Source organism: Turneriella parva DSM 21527 (assembly GCF_000266885.1).
Classification (GTDB): domain Bacteria; phylum Spirochaetota; class Leptospiria; order Turneriellales; family Turneriellaceae; genus Turneriella; species Turneriella parva.
In genome coordinates, this window is record NC_018020.1 from 1649868 (window position 1) to 1664123 (window position 14256).

Sequence of the window (14256 nt, forward strand, 5' to 3'; positions counted from 1 at the left end):
GGCGACCCGCCGCGCAGCCCCTAGCGCCAAAGGCTCTTTTACGCGAGTTTAATCGAGCGGTACCCTGAGCATGCGCTTGAAATATTCAATGCCTTCTTTTACCGGGTCAGCGCCTTTCGGTTGGCGCACCATTTCGTTCAGGTCGAGAACGATGAGCCCGTACATCCAGGCCCACATCGTGCTCGCTATCGCCGGGTAGCTCTTACGAGGGTGTGGTATCGCGCCCGAGCTGATGCCGCGGCGAATCGTTTCGAGAAAGACCCGGTACGAAGTGGGCAAAGTGGGAAAAGACTTGCGATACAACTTGCCGCCGCTCGCACTGAACATCAGCCTGTGCAGATGGCGATTTTCACTCGCGAAGTTCCAGTAGGCATGCGCAATTGCGTCGAGCTGGTCGTACACATCGGTTGCGCTCGTCTGCGCTCTGCGCAGGTCTTGAGTAAGAATCTTTTCACCATTGGTGATGAGAATGCGCAGAATCTCTTCTTGATTCTCGAAGTGTGCATAAGGGCTTGCGACCGAACACCCGAGCTTATCGGCGATGCGGCGCATGCTCAGGCCTTCAACGCCTTCGACTCTGATGATGTCGAAGGCCGCCTTGACGATTTCGTCACGGCTCAGCGAACCGCGGGCGCGCCGTTGGTGCTTTTTCTCAGTCGCTTCGGCGCTATCGCCGCCGCCCGATGATTTTTTTGCACGCAGCCTCAGGGCGCGGTCACGAACTTTGAGTTCTCTTTCGAGTTTGCGCTTTTCGCGCAGGTTCTTGATGCGCGCCGCCCGCTGCACAGGGGTGATCTTCATGGGGTCAAGATCTCCCCTTGAGGCAGGCGCGGCCATGATCGGTTAGGCCGCTACAGGGCGGCTCGAACTGTGTTGTGCGACAGCTTGCGAAGATTTTTTCTTGCTGCTGCCGGCACCGGCCGGCTCCGTAGCCGGTTGTTTGAGGCGAATAATGTGGAATAGATTTAGCACTCGCATAATCTGATATGTCGTGTCGAGTTCAAACCAGCGTTTGGCAAAGTTCGGATTAGTGCCGAATGCATGGTGGTTGTTCTGGTAAAGCTCGCCGCCAATCAAGAAGTCGATCGGTAGCGTGTTCTTTGATTGATCCTTCGTTTTATGGAAATTCACATAGCCGTACATATGCCCACCCCAGTTCACGATTGCGCCGTGAATCGGCCCCATTAACCAGTGCATCGGCAGCAGCAGGTACAGATACCACATGCCTTCGGGAACATACGCCATATAAAAGAATGCATAGAGCGCGCCAGCGCCAATGCGGAAAACCCACGATTGGCCAAGGTTGTCGACAATCGGCCATGACGGTGTGTTTTCGACAAATGCAGCTGATGCCTGCACCCTGCCATACGCGTAGTCGTCGTAGGTGTGTTTCGTTTTCAGCATCATGTCGAAGAAGTTCTTCGCATGGTGCGGACTGTGCGGGTCTTTTTCAGTGTCGCTGAACTGGTGGTGCATGCGGTGCAGAATCGCATAACCGCGCGGGTTCAGGTAAGAAGGGCCCTGTGCAATAATCGTGAACAGGTGCCAGAATTTCTCCCAGCCTTTGTTCATGGTGAACATGCTGTGAGAAGCGTAGCGGTGCAGAAAGAAGGTCTGCGCAAAAGCCGATGCGAACCAATGCGCCGCGAAAAATATGAGGATTGTTTCCATTCTTGTCTCCTTTTTCCTAAGGGGTTTTCTTCGAAAACCCCCAATTTCTACACCCTTTGATGCCCTCGGGCCTCTTCAGGTTGCAAATTTTTTAACGCTGTTAAATATGAATCTAACGGCGTTAGTTATTGCATGACCAGATATCTAACGCTGTTCATTACGTAAAGCCAGATTCTCTCTGGGGGATATCTAAAATTCGCCGCTCAGGCGAAAACGCTGCATTTGCCTGCAGCAAATACACGCGAAACGGCCTATGCAGGCCGGTTTACGCCTGAGCGCCGCGCATGTGCTGCGCGGTTCGCGACTTTTAGATATTCCCTAACCTGCCAATGGTTCGGGAATCTGCAATTTCTGCGTCTTTTCGCGCAGTTGAAAACTGACCGATTTGACAAAATAGACCTTGAGCTGCTCGACCTTGCCCTTGACGCTGATCTGCATCTCGCGCTGCCATTCGACCCGGTCGTGAATCATGGCATAGGTTGAATCGCTGATCAGAACCTGGCCGCCGGCTGAGTTCTGTTCGATGCGCGAGGCGGTGTTGACCACGTCGCCGATCGCCGTCCAGTCGAGGCGTTCTGCACTGCCGACGTTGCCCATGATGACTTTACCGCTATGAATGCCGATGCGCATTTCAATCGGGGGCTGGTCTCTGATTTCACGCATTGCATTCAGCTCAAGGTAAAGATTCTGAATCTCGACGGCGGCCGCGACAGCCTTCAGCGGGTCGTCGAAGAGCGCAAAGACCGCATCGCCCATGTACTTGTCGATCGTGCCGCCATGGCGCACCAGCGCGTTTGCGACCATGCCCAGTGCCAGATTCAGCATTTCGATCACCGCCAGCGGGTGCATATTTTCTGAAAGCCGGGTGAAGCCGACAATATCGGCAAAGAGTACGGTGGCGTTCACAACTTCGTTTGGCAGCTCTTCGCGGCCCGCAGCGGTCATTTCGACAGCCTTGCGCATCACGTTCTGGGGTATATAGCGTTTGATAATATTCTGAATTCTGAGGCTGTCGAGAATACTGCCTTCGCTGAGTCGTGTCTTGATGTCGTGCAACACCACGGGCTGCCACATCGTGCGCAGCGTGCCGTCTTCGTCGAGGTAGCCGTTGACGTGATAGAGTACTTCAGTAGGCTTTTCATCGCCCGGCAGCGTCAGGCGAATGCGGTAATTTTCGAATTGCTGCACGACGCGAATGTTGTGCACACCGCGAAAAATGTCGCGAAAGAACCGCTGCGGAATCACCGCCTTCACCTCGCCCACGCGCTCTTTGGGTATTTTCAGCTTTTCGAGAAAACTCTCTGAGACTTCGGTTAGATTCTCAAACCTGTCGAAACAAAGAATCGCGAAATCAAGTTTTTCAATCAGATCAGAGCCTGCCCGCGAAAAAGCCTCGGGGGCCAGAATCGAAGTTTCTTTTTTTGCCGAAGGCGGCAACAGGTTCTGCCACGGTAATTCAAGCGACGCGACCGTCGCCCGCGATTTCAATTCGATACGAAAGTTGTCGGGTGAAATGTGCAATCCCTTCAGCGTCATGATACACATGGGAATTCCCATGCCGGCGCCCTCTGAGTGTGAATCGCGCACATCTTGTTCTTCCATCAGCGCGCGCATGTTCGCAACCTGACGGCTTTTTTCTATAGCGTTCTGTATGCGCTCGTATTCAAGTTCGCTGGGCTTGCCCTGGTTGACAATCTTGATCGAGAGCGCATCTTCGTTGAATTTCAAATACACTGAAATACCGACACCCTCTTCGCGTGCGATGCGCGAGAAATTCTCGGCGCGGTGCGCGTCGATTTCGGCTTTAAAGAGATCGAGCCACTCGGTGTAGCTGACTTCGGGTATGCCGAGCTCTTCGATCACGCGTTCGTAAAATATCTTTTTATAAACAGCCTTGAGTGCATTGACTGCGAGTTCGCGCACCATGGTGTATACGACGGGTGCGAGCTTGCGGCCGCCGTACGCGTCGGTGATCTTGTAAATCGCGTCACGCACCTGCTTCTCTTCAGAAGAGAACAGATCGAACAGCTGCACTCTGAAAACCTTGTTGCGGTGCGCGAGCGGGTCGAGTTCGGCGACTGTAATGGCTTTGCTCATGCTACCATGCCCGTGCAAAACTTGAAGAACGGGTCGGCATCGAGTCTGGCCTTCTGGTCTTTTTCGTTCGCGTCGCGCAAAACCGGTGTGAGCCCCAGCTCGGTGGCGATGGCCGAACACTCCTGATCGACACGGGCCGTGTAGACACCGTAGCCGGCCTTTTTCGCAACCAGGTCTGCATATTGCACTATGAGCGCCAGTTTCTCGCTGTCGGTGTCGGGCTTTTTGTAGCGGCGGTCTTCATGGCCAGAGATAATCCTCACTAATATTTCGGGTAGCCGCCAGGTTTCAGCGGCAGCCTTGCCCACTTCGGCATGCGTGATGCCGAAGACTTGCATTTCAGCTTCGGTTGCAGGGATACCTTTCTCTATCACCAGATTCAGAGTCTCGATAAACTTCGTGCGGTCGCAGACGTTCAGAATCACTTTACCGATGTCGTGCAAGAGGCCCGCAACGAATGCCTCTTCTTGCAGGTGTGGCATGCCGATGCTCGCCGCGACGCCTTTCGCTACGATTGCCGTGACAACGGAGTGGCGGTAGACATGCACGCGAAACTTTTCGTATTTGCCCTCTTCAAATAATGACTTCGTAGTCAGCAACACAACCATCGAGCGAATGAGTTTGAAGCCCAAGAGCGTGATCGCGTTCTGCAGCGAGGTGATTTTGTTGCCGCGCGAATAGAACGAAGAGTTAGCGAGCTTCAGAATGCCGGCGCTGATCGCCTGGTCGACCCTGATGAGGCTATCGAGCTCTTTAAAATTCATCTCGGTATGGTCGTCGAGCTGCAAAATGGCTGCGAGCGCCTGTGGGTGCACCGGCAGTTTCAGCGTTTTGAAGTCGATATCGGTCAGTTTCATCTTGCAGTTCCCCTGCAAATTTACCTATTTGTTTTTTTGTCGTAAATTTGCCGAAACCTACGTCGTTCGGTAACCCCGCCCGGTCAAGCAAAACTATACAGGTGTTTATTGTTTAGCGGGTTAATGGAGAGATGCCATCACCCTCAGCAGCTCAGCCTCAATATAAGGCGTCAGCGTGTTCATATACGTCTCAGTCAAATGGTGGGCATCGCGGTAGACGACGACATTGCCAATCACCGCCGGGCAAGTGTCTTTCGTACACAGCCACTGAGTCAGGTCGATCGTGCCGGTGCGCGGCTGTTCTTTTGCCGCGAGCAGCATTGCGTCTTTCATGCTGTCGAGTGTCAGTTCGCGCGGTTTGTTGCAGCGCTCGGGGTTTTTCGGGTGCCATGAGAGGCAGGGCGGTACCTCGAGCCATTTGCCGGGGTTCAGCTTAATCAGCGGGTTGTCGCGAATGACGATGAGCCGGCCTTTCTCGCCTTTCAGCGACTGCCACAGGCGGCGGTAACCCTCGATCTGCTTTTCGAGCGGCGGCAAACCGCCATAAACCCCCTGCAGGCCACCCGAGGTCACGATAAAATCGGGTCTCGCGTCTTGCATCCACTTCGTCATTTTGCCACGCCACAGGTCGCAGTCGCCGCGGTACTTGCCTTCGCTGTAGAGGCCGAAGTCACCGAGCGGGCACGCAACCTTCACCATCACGAGAAGTTTCCAGTTGTGCTTTTTCGCAATCGTTTCGAGCGCGGGTGCATAGTGCATCGCATGCGAGTCGCCCGCGAGCACGACGGTAGTTTTACCCTGCGGGTTGCCAAACTCGCACACCTTGCCCATGTTCATGCAGTCGCGGTAGCGGTAGCGCATGTCGGTCTCTGCGATCTGCGGGTTTGGCCGCAGCGGCATATCGGGCGGCACTTTTGCGGGCCAACGCGCGTCGAGCGCTGCCGCGCCGGGGTAGTTGGGGTCTTTAATGGCGGATGCAAAATTCTGCTGCAAGAGCTCGTCGTTGATGCGAAGTTGCCGCACCTCTAATGCGGCGGCGAGCCCTGCGGTGACAGTAATCATCGCCAGAGCAGCGCCGAAAGCTTTCAGAATACCGCGAGCACGCGTGCTCGAGCGCAGGTGAAAACTGAAGCGACCGTAACGAAACGGGTCTTCGACGAGATATTTCGTCACAAGCGCCAGCGCGAACGTCAGGCCGATAATCAGAAATGGATTCGCCGCTTTACCCGCGTCTTCGCCGAGAGGGCGCGCGAAAATAACAATCGGCCAGTGCCACAGATAGAGCGCGTAAGAGATGTCGCCGACATACGCGACGGGTTTTGCAGCAAGCAGTCGATAAGGCGACCACGGTGTATCACCGGCCACGAGCAGCAGCGCCGCGCCGAGGGTCGGCACGAGCGCCACCCAACCCGGAAAGCGCATCTGCTCATTGATAAAGAGAATGGAAAGCACAACAAGAGTGAGCCCCAGCCAGCCCAGAAGACTGCGCACCCATTGCGCGAAAGCTAACTTCGACCAGCAGACCGCGATCAATGCCCCAAGCGCCAGCTCCCAGGCGCGGGTCGTGGTTTTGAAATACGTGCTGCCGGCATCGAGTCCGGGCAAAATGGAGAGCGCGAGCGAAATGAGCAAGATGGCCGCAAGTAACCATGTTGCGGCCTTGCGAAAACCGAACCAGCCGAGCCCGCTCAGAAATGCTGTCAGAGCGATCACGGGCGGCCAGACAAAATAAAACTGCTCTTCGATCGAGAGTGACCAGTAATGCTGCACCGGCGAAGGCGACTGGCCCGTCGCCCAGTAATCTACCGACTGCGCGACGAGCGCCCAGTTCTCAAAATAGAGCGCAGAGGCCAGTACGTGTTTTGCCGAATTCACGAACTCGGTACGCGGCAAGAATACCAACGCACCCGCGAGCGCCGCAAGCAGCACGACCGTCGCTGCGGGCAAGAGGCGCATCATGCGTCTTGCCCAGAATTGCATTAGGTCGACTTTTCCCTTCAGATCAATTTCGGCGACCAAGAGGCTCGTGATCAGAAAACCCGATATCACAAAAAATACATCGACCCCGACGAAGCCGCCGCGAAAAACCGACGGCCAGACATGAAACAGTAGCACCGCAATGACCGCGATGGCACGCACACCCTGAAGGTCGCCGCGGTACGTGACGAGTTGCTTGCTCATGCGAAAAATCTCTCTTGATCAGCAGACATTGGCGGGCAGCTTGCAAAATGGCAGATGCTGCGCCAAGACTGAAATTTACAGAACTACTTTGTGATCTTTTACCGACCGAGTTCTGCCGCCAGCTTCATAAAGCCAGAACTCGCCGCCAGTGACGCACAGTCTTGCCCCAGCTGGTTTTTTTCTCTGGAGTCGGCCCCGGCGCGAATCAATAGTTTTGCGACTACAAGCCGTGCCGTCTCTGCCGTGTCGGGGTACACAATCGTTTTGTCACAAGTTTTATGCAACGCGGTCGATGCGACTTTATCTTTGAGATTCACATCGGCACCATGCGTTAAGAGAAATTTCACGATCATCGCATTGCCGCGCTCAGCCGCGATCATCAGCGGCGTCGTGCCAAAATCTGCCACAGCGTTCACGTCGAGCATCTGGCGTTTACTGAGTATCTCAAGACAGCGCAGCTGGTCTTCGGGTTTGCCTGCGCCCGAGACAATCTGGTGCATAAGGCCCGTGCCGGTGAGCGGCTCGCGGTATGACAGGTCTGCGCCGCGCTCTATGAGAAGTTCGAAAATCTCGGCATTCGCCGTGTACGCTGCGAGAAAAGCATTCGGTGAATCGGGTTCGCCTGTTAAGTTCTGTAAATCTGCCGCGAGCAACTTCGCGATCGTGACATTTTTAAGACGAAGGCTCTGCGAAAATAGTCTCTCGCGTTCGGTGACGGTAAGCCCTTGCCAGGCTGCGCCGTTCTTGAAAAACGCAGCGTCGCCACGCGACAAGGCCTGCTGCGCCGCCATCAGCGGGGCATCTGCCCGATAGGCAAAGAAAATCGGCAACACAGCGAGAGCCAATATCATCGCCAGATAAGGGACTAACAGCAGCTTCTGCGTGCTGAGCCGCCGCTGCAGCGGGCCTTCGAATGCGGGCACGCATAGAAGAGCCAGACTCAATCCGATACAAATTAAAATGAAACCAGCACGGGCATCTGCCGGCGCCATGGTGCCTTCGATTGCAATGCCCAAGCTGAAGAGGCCGTTTAGCAGTGTGGCGATTCCTGTGACGACGACAGCAAACGCAATGAGCAGGCCAAAACCCGCGAAGAATTTGATCACGCGCCTACCGCCCCGAGTACACTGCGAATCTCTTTCGCCAGCGCGAGGTAGTCGTTACTGTTCTCACGATCACGCCCCCAGATTTTGATTAGCTCAAACTGCACACCGCTCGGCTTTCGCAGAATCAATCTGGTCCCGGCTGCTTCGAAGCGCACGTAAAACACCTCGTCAGTCAGTTCAGCAATTTCTGCATGCGGTATGAAAACTTCACCTTTGGGCCCAAAATGAGGATTTTCGACCAGGCGCACACCGTGGCGCGTCACTTCTATGAGGCCGTGGCGTTTGTACAGTTGGTGTGCGGCTATGACGAATACGGCCGTCAATCCCAGAAAAAACGGAAAGAGTATCTGGGCGTCACGGGCTTTGGCTCGTGCTAGATCTTCACCGAAAGGGGATAACATAAATTCGACCAAGGCTGTGTAAGCGCTGTGCGACCAGAGGTAAAGTATCGTCTGCGGTAGCACGATAAACGTTATGGTCAGCGCGAACCAATAACGGGGCTTTACCCAAATCTCGAGCTGGCCGGGCGCCGGGTAGTGCATGTAATAAGGAGGCAGATGGCGCATCGCCGCCCAGTTCATTTGATGCTCTTCAGCGCAGGCGTTGCAGCTGTTCGCCCAATCGTTTGAGGTCTTCGAGCAGATCGGTGGGTACCGGTTTTACTGCGTGGCCTAAAGTGTTTGCGTCGTCGATCAGGTCGAGCACGAGCTTGCGGTTCGCAAAGCGCTTTGACTCAGGCCAGCGCATATATTCGTTCTTGAATTCGGCTGCCTTTTGGTCGATCATCGCGACGATTTTATTGAGTGCGGCTACCTGTTCAGATGACATGGCCGAGCACCACATGATTGCAGTCGCGCTGTCAACATTGTTACACCACACGAAAGCTATTGACGTGAGCGCTTTACGGGCAACTCACGCTGATGCGATGGTGGTGCGTTGGGTTACTTGCGATAGGTTTCGGCTTCTGCTTTTCTGTAAGCTGTAAATCCGCACCGCCAAAGGCGGTTGAACCAACACCCCCGCCACCGGTTATAGAGGCACCAGCGCCCGAACCGGTCGCTCGTGCGATGCCCGAGGCGGGCCCAATGCAGGTCGCCGTGCTCGGTGAACTGGCGCTGCGCGTTGCGCCAGGTCGCAAAAGCAATTTCATTCGGGCGATACCTTACGGTGCTACCGTGCAGGTGATTGATCGTTTTGGGCCAGACGACATCGCCCGCGGCGTCGAAGGTAAATGGTATAAAGTCTCGTATCGCGGCAAAACCGGGTGGGTGTTCGGCGGTTTCTTGCGCGAAGTTGGCGAAGAGCATCGCTATCGGCTGAAGGGCCGCCGCGCTGTTCGGTACTAGTTTACACGCCAATTCTCGCGCAGATACGAAACCATTGCCTCACCGCCGGTGCGCTTTGCCGCCTCGAGCAGGTTCTTGCTCGCGGCCGCATGCGTTCTGATCTGGCCCGATACTTGTGCTATCGCGGCGAGATTTGACATAAAGATTTTCATGCGATCATAACCGAACTTCAGGTAGAGGTCGAATAGCAGGCTGCTGAGCGCCCAGCCTCGATAAAAGCCATTGCGGTCTTTTTCATACGCCTCGGTGAAGGTGAATTTGCTTGCGCGAAAGCGCCGGCCAAACTCAACGACTCCCGGCCCATGGGGATAACCCACCGTCTTGTGGCTCTGCTCGTAAGCAGCCGGCGTTACGCCGAGGCGATCGACACAGACACTCATCGCAAATTCGGGAAACGCCGAGGCGACCACGTCATGCCCCGCGCTCGGGTCCAGTGCGGGAAAAAAAGCAAACCCGGGGTTCTTGTGGTTTGAACCGCCGCGCCCCAATTCATAATAACCTACCTGCCACGTGAGAACATTTGTCACTGCACCCATGCGTTTCTGTGCTTCGCTAAACTCGTTAATCTGTATTTCGGCCCTGCCACCCGCGCCACAGCCGGCACCACAGGTTGCCTTGACGACAGCGACACTCGACTTGCCGGGAAACTGCGGCAGCGTATGGCGTGGCCAGCCCCGCACCGACATGTCGGCAAAGACAGCCGAGCAGCCGTCGATGAGGCGAATTACCTGAGGCGCATCGGCTGGCGAAAGTGTACTGGGCAGCAGTACCACAGAACGGCTACCGGGATAAGCATAGAGCTTCTCGGTCTGGCCTTTATAATTCTTGTAGTCGATTAAAGTACCAGCTGCAATAGTCGGGGGCGCCGGGTATGGTGAAATACATTTCCATGAATAGGCATCGTTCTTGTCGAACACTTCTGCCTTTGCAGTCACACCATGCTGCGCCGCGCAGGCGGCGTTCAGGTTCAGCGATTGCAGCGAGCCGTCTCTGAGCTGGCAGCGCCAGTTATAAGCGCGATTCGGCGCACTGTTCTGTTTGGTGACTTTGTTCGCCTCGTCGACGATAACCGCGCGTGAGCCCGGCGCCTGCCGGGCACACTGTGCATTCAGGTTCACTCCGCCATGGTTCTTTGCGAATGCGGCCGAAACTGCAGCCGAAAAGGCGAGCGCAGCGAATAAGACGTTCTTCATCTGCCGACGCTCTTTTATTGCCGCATGACAACGCCAGCGATTATGCAGACAACCCCGACCACAAAGCCGATCAGCCCGACGATGGCCGCACGTTTGAACCAAACGCTGAATGTCACCGAAAGACCCATTGTTGTAATTGCGCCAAGAAAGCCGCAGACGACGAAATACCAGTCTCGTGTGCGCTCCACCTCATCGGCCACAATCGCCGCCACACCGATGCCTGCTGGCAGTAGGGTGAGAAAGTGCCCCAGAAATGCTTTGAGATAGCGCTCATGTACCCATGCCGTCAACAGCGCGAACACGAACCACGCGTCGAAAAGCAGCGTCAGAGTCAGCACCGCGTAAAACCCAAAACGGCGTTCGCGCTCGAGCACCGATTCGTATGGATTTTCAGGATTCACCCACGCCACGACAGTTTTGCCCTCGGGATACTTCTCGGTATGTTTTCCCGAGTTGAAACGCTCGAACGGGCCAACACGCCGCGAGACATATTCCTTTTCGTCGAAGCGAAATGTGTATTCAATGCGTTCGTAGAGCGCCGATGGGCCGTGTCCCTCGCCCTCGTTTTCGGGAAGAGTATCGCTCACCGAAACCTTTACGGTTGCGGGGATTTCGGGCCAGCTCTGCGCGCGGTAGAGCTGGCAGCTGTCACGAATAAAAAACTTTGTGAACCAAAACGCAGGCAGACCTGATACCAGCAGCATGGCAGCCACAAGCCAGCGTGCGGATTTAGATTCTTCTTGTTTTTTCGCCATTACGTCATTCTGATCGCGCCGTCGAGACGAATCACCTCGCCGTTCAGGTAAGTGTTCTCGATAATGTGCTGCACAAGGTGCGCGAATTCAGGTGGCCTGCCCATACGATTTGGGAAAGGAATCGTTTCGACGAGCTCTTCAGAAGCCTTGCCCGGCAGGCGCGCAACCATCGGTGTCTCAAACGCGCCAGGTGCGATCGCCATCACGCGAAAACCGTATTGCGCCATCTCGCGCGCGAGTGGCAGCGTCATGCTCGCAACCCCGCCTTTCGATGCCGAATAAGGTGCCTGCCCCACTTTGCCGTCATATGCCGCGACCGATGCTGTATTAATGAAGACACCGCGCTCGCCCTCAGCGTTCGGTTCTTGTTTGCTCATCGGCGTCGAGGCAATGCTGATGACATTGTACGTGCCCATGAGGTTGATCTCGATAATTTGCCGGGCAGCTTCCAGTGCCCCGAATTTCTTCTTTGATACAGTCTTCACAACATTGCCGACACCCGCGCAGTTGATAACACCCTGCAGGCCACCAAAGCGGCTGAATGCAAGATCGACCGCTGCCTGCACTTCGTCGGGGTTTGTGACGCTGGTCTTCAAAAAATCATAGCTGATCTGAGTAAGCCCTTCGGGCTTACTCAGATCAGCTATAACAACATTGCCGCCGAGTGACATGAGTCTTTCAACCGTCGCGCGACCGAGTCCCGAACTTCCGCCGGTGACGAGAAATGTGCTGCCTTCGATCTTCATGGATGCCTAAACTCCAATGAAGTATGCGTTGACAATCGAACGCTTTCGCAGAACGACTGGGCTCAAGACTGGTGGCTCATTGTCGGCAGAAGTGCCTATCAAAAGCCCCGGCGAAAAAATTGATGGCCGCGCCACGTTAGCGGAGCGTCATATCCCCCGGTTCGCAAGAATCAAATAAACAGATATTAGAGGACAACATGAAAAAAGCAATTTCGATTCTCTCAGTCGTGACCCTTATCGCACTCTCTATGCCAGTTATGGCGCAAGATTCAGACCCATCGACACCCCCTGCAACACCAACAGATTGCAAAGGTCTGAAAGGCAAAGAGCGCGCTGCTTGCCAAAAAGCACAGGCAGAAGCGAAGAAAAACGAAAAGAAAAAGTAAGCGTTTTTCAAAGAATTTCCCCGGCAAACCGGGTAATTCTCAAAAAGGGCCCCGCGGGGCCCTTTTTTTGTGCCCGTTGATTCATTAGCTATGGAAATCCTCAACTGGCGCTCACTTTTTTGGCCTCGGTGAACTAACGTATACCATATAGTTTATAGACTAGGACACCCATAAAAAGTCCGCCAGCGAATCGGAAACGCTGTGGTTTGAAGACAAACCCCACGCTAAACGGCCATAAATGGCCTGTTTCCGATTCGCCGTTCGGCACTGCGTGCCGAATACGCGGTCATTTTATGCGTGTCCAACTGGGAACTTATGCCGACAGACACAAAAACACTACCTGAGGCGATACACAGGGCGGCCGAGCAGATAATTGAAAGCGAACGAAAGCTCGTTATCAAGGCCTATGGCGTCATCCATTCGACCGAAGACTTTATGCGCGGGTTTATCAGAAAGGTGATGGATCGTTTTAACCGCATCGATCTCGCCCCTGCCGTCGAGATCATCGTCAAAGAGCTGGTGATGAACGCGGCGAAAGCGAATTTCAAAAAGATCTTTTTCGCCGAGAATAATCTGCGGCATGACGACCCTGAGCACTATGAGCGCGGCATGGTCGGATTTCGGGACGTCATCGATGAGAACATCTTCGTCGACTATGGCCGCAAAGCGCGGGAAGCCCAGCTGCTCGTTGAGACATCTTTCGACTTCGACAAAGACCGTGTGATCATTGAAATACGCAACAACACCCGCATGGCACCGTACGAAGAAAAGCGTGTACGAGAAAAATTGCAGCGGGGCCTCGAGTGCACCGACATGGCAGAGTTCTTGCTCGAGCACATGGATGAAACCGAGGGGGCCGGTGCAGGCCTTGCGCTCTGCATCATCACGATGCGCTCAGCCGAACTCGACCCCCGACTGCTCACAATTTCAACGGACGATGACGGTACAATTGCGCGCGTCGAGATTCCGCTGCACGCCGGTTACCCACCGGTAAGAAGTCGCTGGCAAGAGGCGATGGCGGGGTAAAACCCTGCCGGCTCAGGTTTTCCCCGCCTTCTTCATCACAAACTTTCCCGTAACATAAGCCGCGGCCCCCGCGAGCGTCAGCACCAGCGGCGAAACGACAAAAACAGCGAAGAAACTTTTGATGAACGCAGCGCCGATCGATTGTACGCTCTCAGCGGCGACGCCCTTGTAGCCCGAAACGATGCTCTGCGCGATAGAGCCTGATGCCAGCCACGGCAAGAAAAGCAGCAGGCCGGTGATGAGCAGCGTTATGCCCACTGCGATGAGTGTCTGCCGCACGCTGCGCAGGACTATAAATGTGAGAATGAGCACCGCAATCAGAATGAGCAGCACTGCGTTATAACTCTGGTAAAACTTGCCTACGGTTTTCTTGACCTGTGCCAGATCACTTTCACGCGAGGTGAGCAGCGATGTCAGGTTGAGCTTTTCAGGCACCTTTTCTACTAGCATTTTTGCCGCCGGCTCGACGAATGAGCGCGGAAGTTTTTTCATTGTTTCATTCTGCATCAGGCCATCGACGGCAGATTTCAAAACTCCCGGGTCTTGTTTGAAGTCGCTGAGACTCATCGTCAGCGAGGGTTTTTCTTGATCGCCTTTGAGGTATGCGAACAGCTGGTCGAGCATCGACCGGGATTGCTTTTTGAATTCTGGTTCAAGAACCGAATAGCCGAGTTTGCTGATGACGGCGAGCTGTGAGGGTGCGCCATCTGCTTTTGCCGAATTTTCTGCAGCCTGGGCGATCTCGCCAAACTTCTGGCCTTGAATGAAGTTGCTCAAGTATTCAGTGCTGCCGAGACTGCGGTCAATTGCCACAAATACCGCAGCCATTGCCGCACCTGCGGCGAGCGCCGCACATAAAATCACCACCGTTAACCATTTGATCATCGTCATT

At 54.8% G+C, this 14256-nt stretch carries 15 protein-coding genes; 3 read left to right on the forward strand and 12 right to left on the reverse strand.

Going from position 1 to position 14256, the window contains the following annotated elements:
• Positions 1-48: 48 nt before the first annotated feature.
• From TURPA_RS08035 to TURPA_RS08070, 8 genes are all read right to left on the reverse strand, one after another.
• Positions 49-801, reverse strand: a complete 753-nt coding sequence (locus tag TURPA_RS08035; protein WP_014802800.1) for a TetR/AcrR family transcriptional regulator — start codon at positions 799-801, stop codon at positions 49-51.
• A gap of 42 nt (positions 802-843) precedes the next feature.
• The gene (locus TURPA_RS08040) at positions 844-1671 is read right to left on the reverse strand and encodes an acyl-CoA desaturase (protein ID WP_014802801.1); all 828 of its coding nucleotides are present in this window, start codon (positions 1669-1671) and stop codon (positions 844-846) included.
• 318 nt (positions 1672-1989) lie between these two features.
• Positions 1990-3768 (reverse strand): adenylate/guanylate cyclase domain-containing protein, encoded by a 1779-nt coding sequence (locus tag TURPA_RS08045; RefSeq protein WP_014802802.1) that lies wholly within the window; start codon positions 3766-3768, stop codon positions 1990-1992.
• Positions 3765-4625 carry an HDOD domain-containing protein gene (locus TURPA_RS08050; protein WP_014802803.1) on the reverse strand — a complete coding sequence of 287 codons (861 nt, stop codon included), beginning with the start codon at positions 4623-4625 and terminating at the stop codon, positions 3765-3767. Before TURPA_RS08050 ends, TURPA_RS08045 begins: the two co-directional genes overlap by 4 nt.
• Before the next feature lie 120 nt (positions 4626-4745).
• Positions 4746-6806, reverse strand: a complete 2061-nt coding sequence (locus TURPA_RS08055) for an acyltransferase family protein (protein ID WP_014802804.1) — start codon at positions 6804-6806, stop codon at positions 4746-4748.
• Between the two features lie 98 nt (positions 6807-6904).
• Positions 6905-7912 carry an ankyrin repeat domain-containing protein gene (locus TURPA_RS08060; protein ID WP_014802805.1) on the reverse strand — a complete coding sequence of 336 codons (1008 nt, stop codon included), beginning with the start codon at positions 7910-7912 and terminating at the stop codon, positions 6905-6907.
• Positions 7909-8493 carry a hypothetical protein gene (locus TURPA_RS08065; protein ID WP_014802806.1) on the reverse strand — a complete coding sequence of 195 codons (585 nt, stop codon included), beginning with the start codon at positions 8491-8493 and terminating at the stop codon, positions 7909-7911. The genes TURPA_RS08060 and TURPA_RS08065 overlap by 4 nt, the downstream gene beginning before the upstream one ends.
• Positions 8494-8503: 10 nt before the next feature.
• Positions 8504-8740, reverse strand: a complete 237-nt coding sequence (locus TURPA_RS08070; RefSeq protein ID WP_041948398.1) for a hypothetical protein — start codon at positions 8738-8740, stop codon at positions 8504-8506.
• 257 nt (positions 8741-8997) lie between these two features.
• Between TURPA_RS08070 and TURPA_RS23385 the strand changes: the two genes are divergently transcribed.
• Positions 8998-9258, forward strand: a complete 261-nt coding sequence (locus TURPA_RS23385; protein ID WP_157210444.1) for an SH3 domain-containing protein — start codon at positions 8998-9000, stop codon at positions 9256-9258.
• Here TURPA_RS23385 and TURPA_RS08080 read toward each other — a convergent pair.
• From TURPA_RS08080 to TURPA_RS08090, 3 genes are read right to left on the reverse strand one after another with little or no spacing between them, the layout of a single operon-like run.
• Positions 9255-10451 carry a hypothetical protein gene (locus TURPA_RS08080; RefSeq protein WP_014802809.1) on the reverse strand — a complete coding sequence of 399 codons (1197 nt, stop codon included), beginning with the start codon at positions 10449-10451 and terminating at the stop codon, positions 9255-9257. The two genes, TURPA_RS23385 and TURPA_RS08080, sit on opposite strands and share 4 nt — an antisense overlap.
• Before the next feature lie 14 nt (positions 10452-10465).
• Positions 10466-11206 (reverse strand): DUF3592 domain-containing protein, encoded by a 741-nt coding sequence (locus TURPA_RS08085; protein WP_014802810.1) that lies wholly within the window; start codon positions 11204-11206, stop codon positions 10466-10468.
• Entirely contained in the window at positions 11206-11952 is a 747-nt protein-coding gene (locus TURPA_RS08090) for an SDR family NAD(P)-dependent oxidoreductase (protein ID WP_014802811.1), read from the reverse strand. Before TURPA_RS08090 ends, TURPA_RS08085 begins: the two co-directional genes overlap by 1 nt.
• Before the next feature lie 197 nt (positions 11953-12149).
• Here TURPA_RS08090 and TURPA_RS08095 point away from each other — a divergent pair, with 197 nt between their 5' ends.
• Together TURPA_RS08095 and TURPA_RS08100 are read left to right on the forward strand one after the other, a co-directional pair.
• Positions 12150-12338: a hypothetical protein gene (locus TURPA_RS08095; RefSeq protein ID WP_014802812.1), complete on the forward strand. Its 189-nt coding sequence runs from the start codon at positions 12150-12152 to the stop codon at positions 12336-12338.
• Positions 12339-12653: 315 nt separating this feature from the next.
• On the forward strand, positions 12654-13364 hold the full coding sequence (locus TURPA_RS08100; protein ID WP_014802813.1) for a hypothetical protein: 711 nt from the start codon (positions 12654-12656) through the stop codon (positions 13362-13364).
• A 12-nt stretch (positions 13365-13376) separates the two neighbouring features.
• On the opposite strand, the gene TURPA_RS08105 is transcribed toward TURPA_RS08100, so the two are convergent.
• Positions 13377-14255 carry a hypothetical protein gene (locus TURPA_RS08105; RefSeq protein WP_014802814.1) on the reverse strand — a complete coding sequence of 293 codons (879 nt, stop codon included), beginning with the start codon at positions 14253-14255 and terminating at the stop codon, positions 13377-13379.
• Between the last annotated feature and the right edge of the window lies 1 nt (position 14256).